This window comes from Bacteroides graminisolvens (assembly GCF_963666085.1).
GTDB lineage: Bacteria > Bacteroidota > Bacteroidia > Bacteroidales > Bacteroidaceae > Bacteroides > Bacteroides graminisolvens.
The window spans coordinates 2,095,847-2,113,793 of sequence record NZ_OY762556.1 but is presented as its reverse complement, the minus strand read 5'-3'; the positions used below and the strand labels follow the sequence as shown (position 1 = coordinate 2,113,793).

Sequence of the window (17,947 nt, the reverse complement as noted above, 5' to 3'; positions counted from 1 at the left end):
ATTATCAAACATCATTTTGACGTTTCGATGCCAAAATTAAATAGAATAACAACACAATGCAAGAATAAAAGAAACTTTTATAAGAAATTCTCAAAAAAGTTATGCATTAGACGAGACACAGGGTACAACTCCAAATCGGCCATATTGAGCCTGGTATATTTTGATAAAAAATCCATTTTTATATCTTGCGCATCAAGTTCATAAAAATCAGCATAAATAATTCGGTGCGACAACACATGCTTTGTTTTATTTAGTAGTCTTACATTGACAACTGAATCCTCTTTAAAAATAGAAGCAAATTCTTGTTTACGAATAAAGTCATCTACTGCCAATGCTGTATTACTTTCTATTAAAGGCAACTCATATAAGTTTTTCCATATATCATTTTCCGTTCGTTTATTTAAATAAATATTGCCATTGTCACGAATCAATAAATAATAAAAAAAACGTTCGGATGTCTTCGTTTTATTTTGTTTTATCGGCAAAGAGGAAACCATGTTATGATTAAAAGCGAAGCATCGGTTTTTAAAGGGGCAAACGGTACAGTCTGGCGATAAAGGAGTACATTGAAGTGCTCCAAAATCCATAATTGCCTGATTGTATAATGCAGGCTGAACTTTATCTAGCAAGTCATGTGCTAAAGAAGCAAATATCTTTTTTCCTTTACCCGAATCAATTGGTTCATTAACACCAAAGAATCGCGACAGCACCCTATAAACATTGCCGTCAACAACTGCATGCGGCTGATTATAAGCAAATGAACAAATCGCTGCGGCAGTATAGATACCAACACCTTTTAGTTTTAGAATATCTTCATATCTTACAGGGAAAACACCGTTCACAGATATGGCAGCTTGATGTAGGTTTCTGGCTCGTGAATAATAGCCCAAACCTTGCCAATACTTCAGCACCTCATTTTCCTCTGAAGCTGCCAATGACTCAAGATTAGGGAATCGTTCTATAAATCTTTGATAATATGCATAACCCTGCGCTACACGCGTTTGTTGTAGAATAATCTCAGATATCCATATTAAATAAGGATCATTTGTATTCCTCCAAGGCAAATCTCGTTTATGCTCATGATACCACTCTATAAGTAATCGGGCAAACTCTTTTTCCATCGAATAATATTATATTTCATAAAATACGGCTCAAAAATAATACTTTTTTATTGTATGCAGCGCATACCAATGCTGTTGATAAAGGAGTTTTTTGGAAAAATGTTCTGCAGATATTTTTTTAGCAACCTAAAAAGCCATATATTTGCATTCCCAAAATTCACGAATTTAATATATAGTATAACAATAATATTTTTTTTAGAAAAAATGACTAAGGCAGATATTGTAAACGAGATTGCAAAGAACACTGGGATTGACAGAGCCACAGTATACAAAACGCTGGAGGCTTTTATGGACTCAGTTGTCACTTCTTTGGCAAGGGAAGAGAATGTTTATCTCCGAGGCTTTGGTAGCTTTATTGTAAAGAAGAGAGCCCAAAAGATAGCCAGAAACATCTCTAAAAACACTACAATAATTATCCCGGAACACAATACGCCGGCATTCAAACCTGCTAAGGATTTTACTGATGCAGTTAGAAAAATATAATAAACAAGAGTATTAACCCATAAAACGTTTTAGCTATGCCAAGCGGAAAAAAGAAAAAAAGACATAAAATGTCTACCCACAAGCGTAAGAAAAGACTAAGAAAGAACAGACATAAAAGCAAAAAATGATTTTTTAGTCTGGTAATCAGAAATAAAGAACAAACTTGTAAAGCTAATGTCTTTCAGGTTTGTTCTTTGTTTAAAGACATTGAGTATGAACAATTAATTCCATTAAGCGTTCATTTTTAATCTAATAATCAGGAAATAGCAGTGACAAGCGAACTAGTAGTAGATGTACAGCCCAAAGAAGTTTCCATTGCTTTGCTCGAAGACAAAAGCTTAGTAGAACTTCAAAGCGAAGGTAGAAATATATCTTTCTCTGTGGGCAATATGTATTTAGGTCGGGTTAAGAAATTAATGCCTGGACTAAATGCCTGCTTCGTAGATGTAGGTTACGAAAAAGATGCTTTCCTTCATTATTTAGACTTAGGACCTCAATTTAACTCACTCGAAAAGTACGTAAAGCAAACTTTAAGCGATAAAAAGAAGCTCGCCCAAATTACCAAAGCAACAATTCTTCCTGATCTCGACAAAGATGGAAGCATCTCTAATGTGCTAAAAGTCGGACAAGAAGTTGTTGTACAAATAGTGAAAGAACCTATTTCAACTAAAGGACCCAGACTAACTTCCGAGATTTCATTTGCAGGAAGATATCTGGTTTTGATCCCTTTCAATGATAAGGTTTCTGTATCTCAAAAAATTAAATCGAGCGAAGAAAGGGCGCGTTTGAAACAGTTATTAATGAGCATCAAACCAAAAAACTTTGGTGTGATAGTAAGAACAGTAGCTGAAGGTAAACGTGTTGCCGAACTCGACGGGGAGCTGAAAATATTGCTTAAACACTGGGAAGAAAGCATTACCAAAGTACAAAAAGCCACTAAATATCCAACGCTGATTTACGAAGAAACCAGTCGTGCAGTTGCTTTACTACGTGATTTATTCAATCCTTCATTCGAGAACATATTCGTGAATAACGAAGCTGTATACAATGAAATAAGAGATTACGTAGCATTAATTGCACCCGAACGCGCCAATATAGTCAAGCTATATAAGGGTCAGCTGACAATCTTCGATAATTTCGGTATTACCAAACAGATAAAATCTTCGTTTGGCAAGACCGTATCATACAAAAGTGGGGCATATTTAATCATTGAACATACTGAAGCACTTCATGTAGTTGACGTGAACAGTGGCAATAGAACGAAGAATGCTAACGGACAAGAAGCCAATGCATTGGAAGTAAACTTAGGTGCTGCCGATGAATTAGCCCGCCAATTCAGATTAAGAGACATGGGCGGAATCATTGTTATTGACTTCATCGACATGAATGAAGCTGAAAATCGCCAGAAGCTTTACGAACGCATGTGCTCAAACATGCAAAAAGACAGAGCAAGACATAATATTCTGCCTCTGAGTAAATTTGGGCTTATGCAGATTACACGTCAAAGAGTTCGTCCAGCCATGGACGTAAACACAATGGAAACCTGTCCAACTTGCTTTGGTAAAGGTACAATCAAATCCTCCATTCTCTTTACGGAATCTCTTGAGAGTAAAATTGATTATTTAGTCAATAAATTGAAGGTTAAAAGATTTTCGTTACACATCCATCCGTATGTTGCCGCTTACATTAATCAGGGTGTATTATCCCTTAAACGTAAATGGCACGTAAAATACGGATTTGGTATTAAAATTATTCCTAATCAAAAATTAGCTTTCCTTGAGTATATCTTTTATGATTCTCAGGGAGAAGAAATTGACATGAAGGAAGAATTGGAAATTAAATAAAAAAGAAGGCTATCTCCAGGGTAGCCTTCTTTTTGTTTATGGAATATTTCGACCACCAAACAAAATCGGTATATTTGCATTAGAATTAATCACAGGTAGATTTTATTGATAATAAAGAAAAACATGAAAGTACTATACTATATCTATCAAATTTGCATTGCTCTGCCAATTTTATTCGTTTTAACCATTTTAACCGCGTTGGTAACTATTGTTGGGTCCATACTTGGAGGAGCTCATTTTTGGGGTTATCACCCGGGGAAAATTTGGTCAAGACTAATCTGTATCATGCTGCTAATACCTGTAGAAGTCAAAGGCAAAGAAAATCTTCATAAACGTACTTCTTATGTTTTTGTACCCAATCACCAAGGAGCATTTGATATTTTTCTCATTTATGGCTTTATTGGTCGTAATTTCAAATGGATGATGAAGAAAAGTCTCAGAAAACTGCCATTTGTAGGAAAAGCATGTCAAAGTGCAGGGCACATTTTCGTTGACAGATCGGGTCCCAAAAAAGTATTAGAAACCATACTGCAAGCTAAAGAATCACTAAAAGACGGCGTTTCATTGGTTGTCTTTCCCGAAGGAGCCCGTACTTTTACAGGGCACATGGGTTACTTTAAAAAGGGAGCATTTCAATTAGCTGACGACCTGCAACTAGCAGTAGTACCCGTAACCATTGATGGTTCTTTTGAAATATTGCCTCGCACCGGCAAATGGATACACAGGCATAAAATGACATTGACAATACATAAACCGATTGCTCCCCAAGGGAAAGGCAGCAGAAACATTAAGGAAACACTGGAAGAAGCCTATTCTGCTGTAGAAAGTGCATTGCCCGAAAAATATAAAGGAATGATATACAATGCAGATCAAGACTAAATGAACGCGACATTATTGCATGGAAGCATTCTGTTCCATACGGCGATGCTCTTCAATAAGCTGCATATTTTCCTTTGCTTTAGAAACAAATTCTTTAATCATGCAATTATCCTTAAAAGTAACAGGAGCATCTTTCATAATGTCTTGTATTTGAGGCGTCATAACCGGATAAGGTAAATTGCTACATAACATCATAAAAACGCTAGGACCTAATACATTATTGTAATTCGTTGAAATAAACTGCTTAACATATTCATTCATTTCTTTTGCCAGTGCCTCTCCTTCCTTGTTTAACTCTTCATGAATGACTGCGAAATCGGCCCCATTCATTACCATTCTGGCCTCCTTACGTTCCAATTCTTCAATCTTCAGATCCATAGAATTTTTCTTTTCTATGAATTCATACAAGGCATCATTCAATGGAGTTCCCTTAGCCGACATCTGCGTATTATCGATAGAAATTTTTATGTTTCCATCCTCAACAACTAAAGGCATAATGCTTTCATCATCCATATACAAAGTTACCATCATGATAGAATCAACGGAACCTTTCATCTTAAAAGTGCCATGAACAACTTCTGCGGAATCTAAAGAAAACCATTCACCATTACGTAAAGTCTTTAGAAATAGCTTCTTACCATCCAGACTAGTCACGGAAGATGTTCCTTCAATTTTGTACTTATTACCACAAGAACTAAGTAATAAAAGCAAAAACAAATATGATAACGGTCTAACTACATTCATTTAGAATATTATTAATTGTGAAATTAAGGATTGAGCAAAATGCAAACATTTACAAATTCTCACTTCATAATTATTATCTGCATACAAAGTTACAATCTAATCGCATTTTACGAAACATTTTTTATTTATTTAAAATTCGTAAGACATATTTCTTTAATAATACTAATTAAGTAAAGGCTATAAACCCATAATTCAATAAGTTTATCTAAATTTGCCTAACAATATTTATTAGTATTCTGTCAATCTATGTTTTGACAATTAATAAAAAGCCATGTTAAGAACCTCTGCTCCCTTCTCAAAACCACTATATGTTATGCTTAAGCCTGCCGGATCAACATGTAATCTGGCCTGTGAATATTGTTATTATCTGCAAAAAAAAGAGCTATACAATGAGAGTAAACAGCAGATTTTGTCGGACGCATTATTAGAGAAATTCACGGAAGAATATATTGCTTCACAAACTACCCAGGAGGTACTCTTTACTTGGCATGGAGGAGAGCCTACCTTACGCAACCTCCAATTTTACAAAAAGGCTATTGAATACCAAAAAATATATGCAAGAGGAAAAATGATCGATAATTGCATTCAAACCAATGCGAGCTTATTGACAGATGAATGGTGCGCTTTCTTTAAGAAAAACAATTGGTTAGTTGGCGTTTCCATTGATGGACCGAAACATGTGCATGACTATTACAGACATGGTATTCATGGAGAGCCAACGTTCCAGAAAGTGATAAGTGGTATAGAGCTCTTAAATAAACATCAGGTTCAGTGGAATGCAATGGCCACTATAAATAATTATAATGCCAATTACCCAACTGAGTTCTATCATTTTTTCAAAGAAATTAAATGCAATTACATACAATTCACTCCTGTTGTTGAGCGATTAAGTACTGACGAAGGCAACATGTTATCTGCCAATAACAATGAGAAGCCGAACGAACTCGCTACTTTTTCGGTTAAACCGCAACAGTGGGGTGATTTTTTATGTGCCTTATTCGACTTATGGATAAAAGAAGACGTAGGGCAGGTTTTTATCCAGTTGTTTGATGCCACTTTGGCCAATTGGATGGGAGTTACACCCGGTCTGTGTTCCATTGACGTGAGATGCGGACATGCCGGAGTCATGGAGTTTAATGGAGATATTTATTCATGTGACCACTATGTTTTCCCAGAATATAAGTTAGGCAACATCTATGAAAAGTCAATCGTTGAAATGATGTATGGCCAACGACAATTAGATTTTGGAAGGGCCAAACAAGAAACATTGCCTGAACAATGCAACAGTTGCGAGTTTCTGTTTGCTTGCAACGGCGAATGCTCAAAAAACAGATTTGTTAAAACATCCAACGGAGATAAAAGGATTAACTATCTTTGTGAGGGTTACAAAAAATTCTTTCATCACGTGTCACCTTACATGGATTTCATGAAAAAAGAATTGATGAACCAACGAGCTCCCAGCAATGTTATGAATGAATTAGAAAGAATAAAGAGAGAGAATATATAAAATGTTTTTATTAAATTAAATTACAAATGAACAAATTTAAGCTCTATTTGCTGGCACTTCTTGTGCTGGTTTTATCTCCCGCAAAAGCGGATGAGGGCATGTGGTTATTGCAGTTGATGCAAGAACAACATTCTATTGATATGATGAAGAAGCAGGGATTGAAATTGAATGCAACCGATTTGTACAATCCCAACGGAGTATCATTAAAAGATGCTGTCGGAATCTTCGGACGTGGTTGTACCGGTGAAATTATCTCATCGGAAGGTTTGATTTTAACAAACCATCATTGCGGTTATTCTTCTATTCAACAACATAGCTCGGTGGAACACGATTACTTGACTGACGGTTTTTGGGCCACTTCCAGAGACAAAGAATTACCCACACCGGGGCTGACTTTTACATTCATTGAACGAATTGAAGATGTTACAGATATTGTAAATGCAAAAATTGCATCAAAGGAAATTACTGAAACGGAATCTTTCACAGGGAAATTCCTGACTGCACTCGCTCAAGAGTTGTATGACAAAAGTGATTTGAAAGGGAAAAAAGGGATTGTTCCTCAGGCACTACCCTTTTACGCAGGTAACAAATTCTATATGTTCTACAAGAAAACATATACCGACGTACGTATGGTTGCCGCTCCTCCCTCCTCGGTAGGTAAATTCGGAGGTGAAACCGACAACTGGATGTGGCCTCGCCATACAGGTGATTTCTCCATGTTCCGTATCTACGCAGATGCCAACGGTGAGCCTACTGATTATAGTGCAAGTAACGCTCCGTTAAAAACCAAGAAACATCTTGCTATCAACATCAAAGGACTTAAAGAAGGTGACTATGCCATGATTATGGGATTCCCCGGTAGCACTAGCCGATACCTGACCGTATCTGAAGTCAAAGAACGTATGGAGGCAACCAACTCACCTCGCATTCGTATTCGTGGAGTACGTCAGGATGTACTAAAAGCAGAGATGAATAGCAGTGATAAAATCAGGATTCAATATGCCAACAAATATGCCGGTTCATCTAACTATTGGAAGAACTCCATTGGTATGAACAAAGCTATTATTGACAATGATGTTTTAGGAACGAAAGCCGAACAAGAGTCTAAGTTTGCACAATTCGCTAAAGAAAAGAGCAACGATGAATACTCAAAAGTAGTAAAACTGATTGATGAAACGGTTGCAAAATCATCTCCATTAAAATACCAGAGAACTTGTTTGACCGAAGCTTTCCTCATGGGAATTGAATACAGCGCACCTTTTACGACATTCGATACCATGCTAAAAGCTATTGAAAATAAAGATAAGGCTAAGGTTGATTCATTAAAGGATAATTTCCGAAAGGCTTTTGAAAGGATTCACAATAAAGATTACGATCATGAAGTTGACCGTAAAGTAGCTAAAGCATTATTCCCGCTTTATGCAGAAATGATTCCAGCTGATCAACGTCCTGATATTTACGGATTTATTGAAAAAGAATACAAAGGAGATTTCAATAAATTTGTTGATGATATGTATAGCAACAGCATCATGTCAAGCAAGGAAAACTTGGAGAAGTTCTTAAGCAAACCCAATAAAAAAGCATTGGAATCTGACTTGGCAGCACGTTACTATCGCTCGGCATATAACAAGTTCACAGAAATCAATAAACAACTCAATCCATTGGCCGATGAACTTGAGCTTCTGCATAAAACATACGTTAGAGGCTTAGGAGAAATGAAAGCTCCTGTTCCTTCTTATCCTGATGCAAACTTCACCATTCGTTTGACTTATGGTAATGTGAAATCATACAGCCCAAGAGACGGCGTACACAATAAGTATTACACTACAGCAAATGGAATTCTAGAGAAAGAAAATCCCGAAGATCGTGAGTTTGTTGTTCCGGCTAAATTAAAAGAGCTAATTCTAAAGAAAGATTTTGGTCGTTATGCTCTTCCTAACGGTGATATGCCCGTATGTTTCCTAACAACCAATGACATTACAGGCGGTAACTCAGGCAGTCCGGTAATCAATGAGAACGGAGAGTTAATAGGGTGCGCTTTTGATGGTAACTGGGAGTCATTGAGTGGAGATATCAATTTCAACAACGAATTGCAAAGATGTATCAATCTGGATATTCGTTATGTTCTTTTCATCGTTGAAAAGCTTGGAAACTGTGGTCACTTGATTAACGAAATGACCATTATTGAGTAACTACAATTATTTAATATAATAACATGATCAAAAGAATTCTATATATCCTTATTCTGTCGGGCAGTACATTACTTCAAGCGAATGCTGATGAAGGAATGTGGATGCTAACTGATCTCAAGCAACAGAATGCGGTTGCTATGATGGAACTAGGACTTGAAATTCCGATCGACCAAGTGTATAACCCCAACGGCATCTCGTTAAAAGATGCCGTTGTACACTTTGGCGGAGGATGTACCGGAGAAGTTATATCGTCTGAAGGCCTTGTTCTCACCAACCATCATTGTGGTTATGGAGCTATTCAGCAACACAGCAGCGTGGAGCATGATTACCTGACCGATGGTTTCTGGGCCATGAACCGCAACGAGGAATTGCCGTGTAAAGACCTAACCATTACCTTTATCGATCGTATTCTTGATGTAACAGCATATGTTAATGAGCAATTAGCAAAAGATGAAGATCCTAACGGAACCAATTATTTATCACCCAAATACTTGGAAACGGTAGCCGACAGATTCGCAAAAAAAGAAAATATTGAGATAACTCCAGCCACTAAGCTAGAGCTAAAAGCTTTTTATGGAGGAAACAAATATTATCTGTTTATTAAAACCGTATACAGTGACATACGTATGGTAGGTGCACCTCCTTCTTCTATCGGGAAGTTTGGAGCAGATACCGACAACTGGATGTGGCCCAGACATACAGGAGATTTCTCTATATTCCGAATCTATGCTGATAAAAACGGTAAACCGGCTTCATACTCCAAAGACAACGTTCCTTTGAAAGTAAAGAAGCATCTAACAATTAGTCTGGCCGGAATTCAGGAAGGTGATTTTGCTTTTGTGATGGGCTTTCCGGGACGCAACTGGCGGTACATGATTTCCGAAGAAGTAGAAGAACGCATGCAAACAACCAACTTCATGCGTCATCACGTTCGTGAAGCACGTCAGGAAGTACTCATGGAACAGATGCAGAAAGACCCTGCCGTTCGCATTCATTATGCTAGTAAATATGCTTCATCAGCTAACTATTGGAAAAATGCCATCGGCATGAATGAAGGACTGGTTCGACTGAAAGTATTGGATACCAAAAAGCAACAACAAGAGCAACTATTGGCAAAGGGAAGAGAGAAAGGCGACGATTCGTATCAAAAAGCTTTTGACGAAATACGCAGCATCGTAGCCCATCGCAAAGATGCCATGTATCATCAACAAGCCCTGAACGAAGCATTGGTCACGGCACTCGACTTTATGAAAATACCTTCTACTTCAGCTTTGCAGGAAGCCTTGCATAAGAAAGACAAGGTCCAAATTGCTGAAGCTAAAGCTAAACTTCAAGAAGAAGCGAAAAAGTATTTCGAGTCAGTACCCTACCCACAAGTTGAAAACTTAGTAGGAAAACGAATGCTCGCGACTTATGCTGGATATATTCCGGCTCAACAACGTATCAGCATTTTCAATGTCATCAATGACCGTTTTAAAGGGAATACAGATGCCTTTGTTGATGCATGTTTTCGTTATTCCATATTCGGTTCAGAAGCAAACTTCAATAAATTCATAGCCAAACCTTCGGAAAAAGTTTTGGAGGGAGACTGGATGATTCTCTTTAAAAACTCCATTACCAACGGACTTTATCAAACAGCCTTGGCCATGAAAGATGCCAATCAGAATTATGATGCTGCCCATAAAGTATGGGTCAAAGGTATGATGGATTTAAAACTTGAGCAAGGAAAACCCATCTATCCGGATGCAAATTCAACTTTAAGGCTCACTTATGGTAAAGTAGCCTCGTACGAACCGTCAGATGGAGTGGTATATGAATACTATACTACATTAAAAGGAGCGATGGAAAAAGAAGATCCTGCCAATTGGGAGTTCGTTGTTCCTGAGAAATTAAAATCCTTGTATACAGCCAAAGACTTTGGCCGATATGCCATGAAGAATGGAGAAATGCCTGTTTGCTTCATTATCGACACCGATAATACAGGAGGAAATTCAGGTAGTCCGGTTTTCAACAGTAAAGGAGAACTTATTGGAACCGGTTTTGATAGAAACTACGAAGGATTAACCGGCGATATAGCCTTCCGACCTTCATCACAAAGAGCCGCTTGTGTAGACATTCGATACACTTTATTCATTATTGAAAAGTATGCCGGAGCCTCACATCTCATCAATGAACTGACTATCAAAGAATAGTCACAGCACATGTTCTGGTTGAAGATTATACAAAATCTTCAACCAGATACATGTCATTTACCAATTCTTCCATAACCTGTTGCAGGTTAAGAACAGCTTCTTCGGGTGAATCACCGTAAGCGTTGCATTGCATATTAAAAGACAGCCAGGCAAAATAACCTCCGTCTGACGTACGTTCAAGTACGTAATCTTCTCTCTTCAGTCTCATATTGATACGTATTTAGAAAATTCAGGAAAAGTAATAATGGATTGAGGGTTCATTAGCTCCTCAAGCTCGTTGACTATCATTCGCTCGCTGCTACGAACCCAATAAATAAATTGAGAGTTTGGCCGATAACTTGAAGCAAAACGTTGCAAGGCCTCCAAGTCGAAAGAATCAGAAACAATTCCGGCTCCAGCCATAGCGGCATCGTGTGCATTACAATCTTGTTCGATATGAGCCGGCACCATTAGTACCGGTTTCCCTAAATACATGGCTTCGCAAACAGATTCAAACCCCGCTGTAGTAGCATAGGCTTTACAACCCGCCATTGAATTCATAAATTTAGTATCGTCAATCTGATGAAAAGTCAGCGTTTCATCCATTCGGGTTGTCTCATCAGCATCGGCTTTGTCCCAGAAAAAATGTAAAGGCACATCGGGATACTCCTCATGAAAAGCCATCACACTATCTGCAAAGCCCGCATTTACCATATATCCGTGTATGTAGTCCCCATTATCAGCCTGTACAGATGTAATCTCTTTGCGTAATAAGGGAGGCACCACCGTTATTCTCTGTTCCTCATCTTCAGGCATATCTTGAAAAGAAAGTGCCAATCGCTTCATGCTGCCTATACTGGTTATTCTCGTAAAAAGACGCAGCATAGCCAATTGGGACATACTTTTTTGAGGGAACTCAAAATCTTTATGTAAAAACAGGTATTGATGACCGATACAAATATAAGGGGCAGAAGGTTTGAAAAGAGCATAAGTTAATCCGGTTAGAAGTTCGTAGAAGTTTATAATGACTTCTGTCCCACTCTGTTTGATACGTTTTTGTATGTAGTACATGCTTCGTAAATATTCGGGCACCTTCATTGCATTGTAAAGTGCACTCCGTCCTATACTGGCACGTTTATTTTCTGCTGTCGGCAGGAAATTGGGACTAATAAATCGTTTGACCGGCGCTTTAACGTTGCGGTTAAAGAACCCCGGTAATCGGCGACTATTGCTTTTACCAACCAGAATTTCTACCACCTCGTGTCCGTTGCGCAACAGCATTTCCTCCATTGCAAGTGCCTGAGTGAAGTGTCCTCTTCCTTCACCTTGAACTATAAACAAGAATTTCATGACGCAATTGTTATTAATTTATCGACTACAGCCAGCTCCTCCTGAAAAGCAGTTACCCGGTAATCGGCCCTATCGAAATACTTCACTTCCCAATTACCATTCTCATCTTCAGTCAGCGCCGATAACGTTTCAACCCAATCACCCGAGTTTAAATAGTGAATACCATCATAATAACAGTTTTCAGGATGGTGTATGTGCCCGCAAATAACTCCATTGCATTTCTTTGATTTGGCCAGATTAACTAATTCCTTCTCGAAGTCGGACACATAAGAAACGGCAGATTTCACTTTATGCTTAATCTTCTGTGAAAGAGAATAATAAGGTTTACCTTGCTTCATACGGTAAGCATTGTATACTTTATTGACCCATAGCAGAAAAGAATAGCCCGTGTCACCTAACATTGCCAACCATTTCATCTGAGTGGTGACAGTATCAAATATATCTCCATGCGTAATATAGTATCGTTTTCCTTTGCTTTCATAAATGCAATCTTTTACAATCTTCACATTATAGAAATTAAGCGGAGCAAGGGCGTCGAGAAAGTCGTCGTGGTTACCACGCACGTAAATGACTTCAGTTCCAAAGTTCTCCATCATTTTCATGATAACCTTGAAAAACTCTGTATGCTTAGCCTTCCATCTGTGTAATCCGCTTTTTTTGAGATGCCAGCCGTCAATAATATCTCCATTCAAAATCAGTTTGTCACAGTTAACTGATTTCAGGAAAGCAGTCACTTCTTCCGTTTTTGCATGTGGGCTTCCCAAATGAATATCTGAAAGAACCACTGTTGGATAATAAGTTCGTGAATACATACGTTTTATATTTTACTTATGCAAAAATCACACATATAAATTACAAGATGATGACTGTGGCGTTACTATCACATGAACATTCTCTTTGATGAAACGTTTTTATACTAAAATAACTTGATTGCAGTCTCGGCTGCCTAACAATTAAAATAAATAGAAATGGAAAAGTTCGATGCACTCATAAAATCAGATAGTCCTGTCTTAGTAGATTTCTTTGCTGAATGGTGTGGGCCGTGTAAGTCTATGAAGCCCGTTCTTGAAGAAGTAAAAGCTGACATTGGTGAAAAGGCCAGAATCATAAAGATAGACGTAGATAAATTTGGAGAGTTGGCCGACAAATATCGTATTCAGTCAGTGCCAACCTTTATACTCTTTAAAAACGGCGAATCGTTATGGAGACATTCCGGTGTCATTCAAGCAAAAGAATTGAAAGAAATTATCAAACAACACTTATAATAACGAAGAATGAAAAAAGTAATTATGGCATTTGCCCTGGTATTGATTTCGGCTCTTTGTTTTGCCGGCAATCAGCAGACAAAAGCAAGTAAAGACAGTACCAACAGCGGGCAAGTAGTTGTAATGGACAAGAATATGTTCATCAACGATGTATTCGATTACCAGAATACACCCGATTGGAAATACAAAGGTAAGCTTCCGGCTATCATTGACCTGTATGCCGATTGGTGTGGCCCTTGCCGCATGGTTGCCCCTATTATGAAAGAACTGGCAAAAGAATATAAAGACAAAATAACCATTTATAAAGTAAATGTAGATAAAGAAAAAGAGCTGGCCGCTTTGTTTCAAGCAACCAGCATTCCTCTTTTTGTCTTTATACCTATGGAAGGAGAACCTCAACTATTCAAAGGTGCTGCCGATAAAGCAACCTACAAGAAAGCTATTGACGAGTTTTTGCTAAAGAATAAATAATAACTCTTTCAAGAGTTACTACCTGCCACATCATCAAAATGCTCCACTGCCCATGCCGTCAGGCCAAGTATGTGGGGCATTAATGATTTACCTACCTCTGTTAACGCATATTCCACACGAGGAGGTACTTCAGGGTAAACCGTTCTGGTTATTAAGCGATCCTCCTCCAGACGTTTTAAAGTCGTAGACAGCATTTTCTGTGAAATATCAACCATTTCACGCTGAATTTCACTAAAGCGAAGAGTTCCTCCCTTATCTAATATATATAATATCAGCATAGACCATTTATTTCCAAAACGGTCAATTACGTTGCGTATAGGACATGCAGCATATTCTTTAGGTACTATTTTCATTGCTTTATCTATTATAACTTTTAGTTAACAACAAAGAGAATCCACCAAAGAAACTATCCCAATAATAATGGAAGCAACTCCTCAATGGAGAAAATATAATCACGAGAAAGGTCAATCTTCTCCGGTTTTATACTTTCCGGATAACCTTGCACGGTGTGGCAGCCCAGGCTCAAAGCCGGTAAGATATCATTCTTAGTAGAATCACCAATCACCACCACCTCTTCGGGACGAAAACCGGCCCGTTGAATAGCCAATTCCCATAATTTAGGATCGGGTTTGCGAACCCCTTCAATGGTCGAATCGGTGATTGACCGGAAACAATCGGCAATGTTCAAGTCGGTTGCAATGCGACGAATGTTACCATAATAATTGGAAACAAGTAGTAAAGTGTATTTCTCAGACAGTTTACGCAATACCGGTTCATTCCGCCTTACGTATCCCGCCGAATAATCGGTAACCCACTCTGCCACTTGTTTAGGAAGTTCCTCTCTGTTATAAAGAGTGTCATCCAAAACCTTCCGTTCAATTAAATGAGCCGTTTGCAAGTGTGTTTTAAACAGCTGAGTTTCCAACAATGAATGCTCCTTATTTACCAACTGCTGAGATTCCATCTGGCGTTCGCCGTAAACATACGACTCATAAAAGACATCTCTTTCCAAAGGTTTACCCAGTGCTTCAGCGTACGCCATTAAATAGATATCCAACCAATGCAGGAAAGGCGCATCCAGTGTACCGCCAAAATCAAATGCCAAAGCTTTTATCGTCGATAGGTTTTCTGCAATCATATTTTAATTATCCGTTTTTTTAATATTACCAATCTTCATAAGCGCTAAGCCTATCACGATCCAGAAAAGTTCACGAACCCGTGTTATAAGCGCAGTATAAACGCCATAAGCACCCGAAAGAGACAAACCTCCTACGGCTAACGCAAAGCCACCTTCGCGTCCTCCCAATTGCATGGGCATAAAAAAGAGAAGGTTAGCCAACAAAGAAGAAAAAGCAACGATTAAGATACAGCCTAAGAAACTAACGTCGGTTGTGAGCACGTTGAGAATAAGCCATACCTCCACACACGATACAACGCGCGCTAAAAACTCCAGTGACAAAGCCCCGTAAAACGAACTTTTTCGCTGGCTGTGCAGCAAAGCAACCTGTTTGTCAATCGTTTCAAGTTTATCTTTGTGTTTATCGGCAATACGGGCTGCATATTTTTTCAGATACGGAATGTGACTGCACAGACGCACAAAAGCCACAGCCATTCCATGCCTGTATCCTTTAACAAAAACCATAATCAGAAACAAACAAAAAGCAGAAATCAATCCCAGTACAATAGCCATGAACATATTAACCGGAAACAAGAACAGGTAAAGAAACACAGAAGCCAGCCAAAAACAAAAATGAGAAAAGATGTGCATCATCACATATAGAATGACCGATGACGTAGCTCTTTCCACTCCCAAATAAGGAGTCAACTCCATGATTCGATAAGGCTCTCCTCCCATCAGTCCCACAGGCGTGACATAATTGAGCGCAAAGCCCGATACGGTAAACTTATAAACCCTTAAAAAAGAAACCGGACTTGGTTTTCCGCCTCTGATAATAACAAACCAAGAAAGCGCATTAATGAAATAAATGACCAGCCACAACAGCAATACAAGCGGCAAATAGCCTCCTGCCCGCTTCAAATTGTTCCAAAGCTCGTCATACTTCATATCGAATGAAAAGAGCATGATAACCACTACCAAAACTCCGAACACCAAAAATACATTTCTAAATTTACTGCTCATCGTTCAATCAACCGTTTCTATTTTCTTCAATAAACGACTACACAATGATTCGTGACGTACCACCATGTAAACCAACAAGATGTTCAGCACAGTGAGTTCAAATACAAAATAAACCCACGGCATACCCATAAACAAAGAGATGAAAAGAACAATGACACGGGTGTTGAAAGACAAAATATTAGTGTACTTCATCAAAGGCAAACTACCGTTTCTAAATTCCTGTCTGATGTTTTCGGGAATAGTCTCACCGTACTTCTGACGCAATACGGCAAAAAACTGTTGAAAACAAGGCGAACTTTTCTCCTGTCCGGCAGTGTAATTACCATAAAACCAAAGAAAAGTCTTCTTCACAAAGTGGTTACTCCAAGACAAAGAACGAAACAGTTCGCGCTGCTGCTGAGAGTTATCCAGTTCACTACCACTCTTCCCTTTCAAGAAGAACAAATGAATATTTCTATAATAATCGGCCATAGCCGCTTGCTTGCTGTGAAAATAACCCGTTATGGCAGCCAATGCCCAAATGTACCATGAATGCTCCGGAGTTAATCGCAAACAAATGGCAGCGTAAATGGAGATAAACCAAAAATCGCCCGATACCCCATCGAGGATACGGCCTATCTCAGACTTCTGTCCGGTCATGCGGGCAAGCTGCCCGTCGGCACTATCATACATATTGGCCCAAATGAGCAAGCCCATGCCCAAAACATTGTACCACAGATTATCAAAATAAAACATAATACCCGCTGCCACACCCAAGAAGATGGAGAACAACGTTACCTGATTGGGTGAAATACGCATTCTGTTAAACAAAAGCGCCCACTGATAACCTACCGGACGGTAAAACACCAAGTCGATAAACTCTTCCGTATCAGTCGATTTCAGTGAAGACTCAATAGAAGGTTTTTTCTTTGAATTATCTGTACTCATCAATCATTTGAATTACACGGTTAGCGATTTCTCGTGATGCCTCTTCGCGACAAGGAGCAAAACTAGGCCAATCGTTGAAATCAATAATACGCATCTCTCCATCGGGAGATACAATGCAATCGCCTCCATAGACCACCACCTTCAATACGTCGGCGGCTCTATTGCAAATATCTTGCAGCTCATCCGCTCTAAACGGAATGCCCTTGGGGTGTCCGTTAATAGCTTCGTGCCCAAATTTACTATGATTTTCATTAAAAGGATAAAACCAATGAAAGAAATTTGTTCCCGCCACACCATAGAACTTAACCAAATCACCCTTCAGGTGTTCGTTAACCACAGCACGCTGTATTCCTCTTAAAGCATATTCAGAAAGCAAACCGATTAGCTCTTCACGCGTGCGAACGTAAGAAACATCCTCACGGTGTATGGCATGAAAGTCGCCCCTTTTCACCCAGCACGGCATAAAAGATTCCCCTTCGGGTATGTAGTCAGACACATCATCGTGCGTGTTCATAATGTAACTTTTCGGATGTGGCACCCCGTGCTCCATCAGCAAGCGCGTCATCTTTTCGCGCGTACAATTCTCTATACCGAAAGCCGAATTGATAGCCAGGCAACCTTTGGATTCAAAATCTTGTAATTTCTTCATTGATTGAAGATTCCGAAGCATGGTCATTGCCACTTTCTCTTCAATACCATTACTAAGGAACTCCTGTTCCGTATACATATTTACTTGATAGCCGGCTTTCTCCAGCCAACGGGCCGTAGCCGAAAAAATAGCAGCATCGTTCCCTACATGATTGGGAGAATAGACCGTTGCACGCTGAATACCGGCAATAGATACTAACTTCAT

Annotated in this window: 18 protein-coding genes; 8 read left to right on the top strand and 10 right to left on the bottom strand. The window is 38.8% G+C overall.

What is annotated here, in order from left to right:
* Positions 1-77: 77 nt before the first annotated feature.
* Positions 78-1,121, bottom strand: a complete 1,044-nt coding sequence (mutY, locus tag ACKPCE_RS08720) for an A/G-specific adenine glycosylase (RefSeq protein ID WP_319504873.1) — start codon at positions 1,119-1,121, stop codon at positions 78-80.
* A gap of 204 nt (positions 1,122-1,325) precedes the next feature.
* Here mutY and ACKPCE_RS08715 point away from each other — a divergent pair, with 204 nt between their 5' ends.
* The 3 genes from ACKPCE_RS08715 (at position 1,326) to ACKPCE_RS08705 (ending at position 4,327) form a co-directional block, all read left to right on the top strand.
* Complete coding sequence (locus ACKPCE_RS08715) at positions 1,326-1,604, top strand: HU family DNA-binding protein (protein ID WP_024996159.1); 279 nt, start codon at positions 1,326-1,328, stop codon at positions 1,602-1,604.
* A gap of 269 nt (positions 1,605-1,873) precedes the next feature.
* Positions 1,874-3,448: an Rne/Rng family ribonuclease gene (locus ACKPCE_RS08710; protein WP_024996160.1), complete on the top strand. Its 1,575-nt coding sequence runs from the start codon at positions 1,874-1,876 to the stop codon at positions 3,446-3,448.
* A 123-nt stretch (positions 3,449-3,571) separates the two neighbouring features.
* Positions 3,572-4,327, top strand: coding sequence for a lysophospholipid acyltransferase family protein (locus tag ACKPCE_RS08705; RefSeq protein ID WP_276963191.1), 756 nt, complete (start codon positions 3,572-3,574; stop codon positions 4,325-4,327).
* 12 nt (positions 4,328-4,339) lie between these two features.
* Here ACKPCE_RS08705 and ACKPCE_RS08700 read toward each other — a convergent pair whose 3' ends face one another.
* A complete protein-coding gene (locus ACKPCE_RS08700; RefSeq protein ID WP_319504872.1) occupies positions 4,340-5,071 on the bottom strand; it encodes a DUF4369 domain-containing protein in 732 nt (243 codons plus the stop codon).
* A gap of 271 nt (positions 5,072-5,342) precedes the next feature.
* On the opposite strand from ACKPCE_RS08700, the gene ACKPCE_RS08695 reads away from it, so the two are divergent.
* The 3 genes from ACKPCE_RS08695 to ACKPCE_RS08685 are packed head-to-tail and all read left to right on the top strand — an operon-like array spanning position 5,343 to position 10,962.
* The gene (locus ACKPCE_RS08695; RefSeq protein WP_319504871.1) at positions 5,343-6,578 is read left to right on the top strand and encodes an anaerobic sulfatase-maturation protein; all 1,236 of its coding nucleotides are present in this window, start codon (positions 5,343-5,345) and stop codon (positions 6,576-6,578) included.
* A 26-nt stretch (positions 6,579-6,604) separates the two neighbouring features.
* Complete coding sequence (locus ACKPCE_RS08690; protein ID WP_319504870.1) at positions 6,605-8,770, top strand: S46 family peptidase; 2,166 nt, start codon at positions 6,605-6,607, stop codon at positions 8,768-8,770.
* Between the two features lie 23 nt (positions 8,771-8,793).
* Complete coding sequence (locus ACKPCE_RS08685; protein WP_319504869.1) at positions 8,794-10,962, top strand: S46 family peptidase; 2,169 nt, start codon at positions 8,794-8,796, stop codon at positions 10,960-10,962.
* 25 nt (positions 10,963-10,987) lie between these two features.
* Here ACKPCE_RS08685 and ACKPCE_RS08680 read toward each other — a convergent pair whose 3' ends face one another.
* From ACKPCE_RS08680 to ACKPCE_RS08670, 3 genes are read right to left on the bottom strand one after another with little or no spacing between them, the layout of a single operon-like run.
* Positions 10,988-11,170, bottom strand: a complete 183-nt coding sequence (locus tag ACKPCE_RS08680) for a type II toxin-antitoxin system HicB family antitoxin (protein WP_024996166.1) — start codon at positions 11,168-11,170, stop codon at positions 10,988-10,990.
* Positions 11,167-12,291 carry a glycosyltransferase family protein gene (locus tag ACKPCE_RS08675; protein WP_319504868.1) on the bottom strand — a complete coding sequence of 375 codons (1,125 nt, stop codon included), beginning with the start codon at positions 12,289-12,291 and terminating at the stop codon, positions 11,167-11,169. Before ACKPCE_RS08675 ends, ACKPCE_RS08680 begins: the two co-directional genes overlap by 4 nt.
* Entirely contained in the window at positions 12,288-13,103 is an 816-nt protein-coding gene (locus tag ACKPCE_RS08670; protein WP_276963179.1) for a UDP-2,3-diacylglucosamine diphosphatase, read from the bottom strand. The genes ACKPCE_RS08675 and ACKPCE_RS08670 overlap by 4 nt, the downstream gene beginning before the upstream one ends.
* A 156-nt stretch (positions 13,104-13,259) precedes the next feature.
* Here ACKPCE_RS08670 and trxA point away from each other — a divergent pair, with 156 nt between their 5' ends.
* Both trxA and ACKPCE_RS08660 read left to right on the top strand, forming a co-directional pair.
* Positions 13,260-13,556, top strand: coding sequence for a thioredoxin (trxA, locus tag ACKPCE_RS08665; RefSeq protein ID WP_276963177.1), 297 nt, complete (start codon positions 13,260-13,262; stop codon positions 13,554-13,556).
* 9 nt (positions 13,557-13,565) lie between these two features.
* Positions 13,566-14,027: a thioredoxin family protein gene (locus ACKPCE_RS08660; RefSeq protein ID WP_027317919.1), complete on the top strand. Its 462-nt coding sequence runs from the start codon at positions 13,566-13,568 to the stop codon at positions 14,025-14,027.
* A gap of 8 nt (positions 14,028-14,035) precedes the next feature.
* Here ACKPCE_RS08660 and ACKPCE_RS08655 read toward each other — a convergent pair whose 3' ends face one another.
* From ACKPCE_RS08655 to ACKPCE_RS08635, 5 genes are read right to left on the bottom strand one after another with little or no spacing between them, the layout of a single operon-like run.
* Entirely contained in the window at positions 14,036-14,380 is a 345-nt protein-coding gene (locus ACKPCE_RS08655; RefSeq protein ID WP_276963174.1) for a winged helix-turn-helix transcriptional regulator, read from the bottom strand.
* Positions 14,381-14,433: 53 nt separating this feature from the next.
* Positions 14,434-15,165, bottom strand: coding sequence for an HAD family hydrolase (locus ACKPCE_RS08650; RefSeq protein WP_319504867.1), 732 nt, complete (start codon positions 15,163-15,165; stop codon positions 14,434-14,436).
* A 3-nt stretch (positions 15,166-15,168) separates the two neighbouring features.
* Positions 15,169-16,167, bottom strand: coding sequence for a lysylphosphatidylglycerol synthase transmembrane domain-containing protein (locus ACKPCE_RS08645; protein WP_319504866.1), 999 nt, complete (start codon positions 16,165-16,167; stop codon positions 15,169-15,171).
* A gap of 3 nt (positions 16,168-16,170) precedes the next feature.
* Positions 16,171-17,094: a CDP-alcohol phosphatidyltransferase family protein gene (locus ACKPCE_RS08640; RefSeq protein ID WP_319504865.1), complete on the bottom strand. Its 924-nt coding sequence runs from the start codon at positions 17,092-17,094 to the stop codon at positions 16,171-16,173.
* A complete protein-coding gene (locus ACKPCE_RS08635) occupies positions 17,081-17,947 on the bottom strand; it encodes an ATP-grasp domain-containing protein (RefSeq protein WP_276992895.1) in 867 nt (288 codons plus the stop codon). The genes ACKPCE_RS08640 and ACKPCE_RS08635 overlap by 14 nt, the downstream gene beginning before the upstream one ends.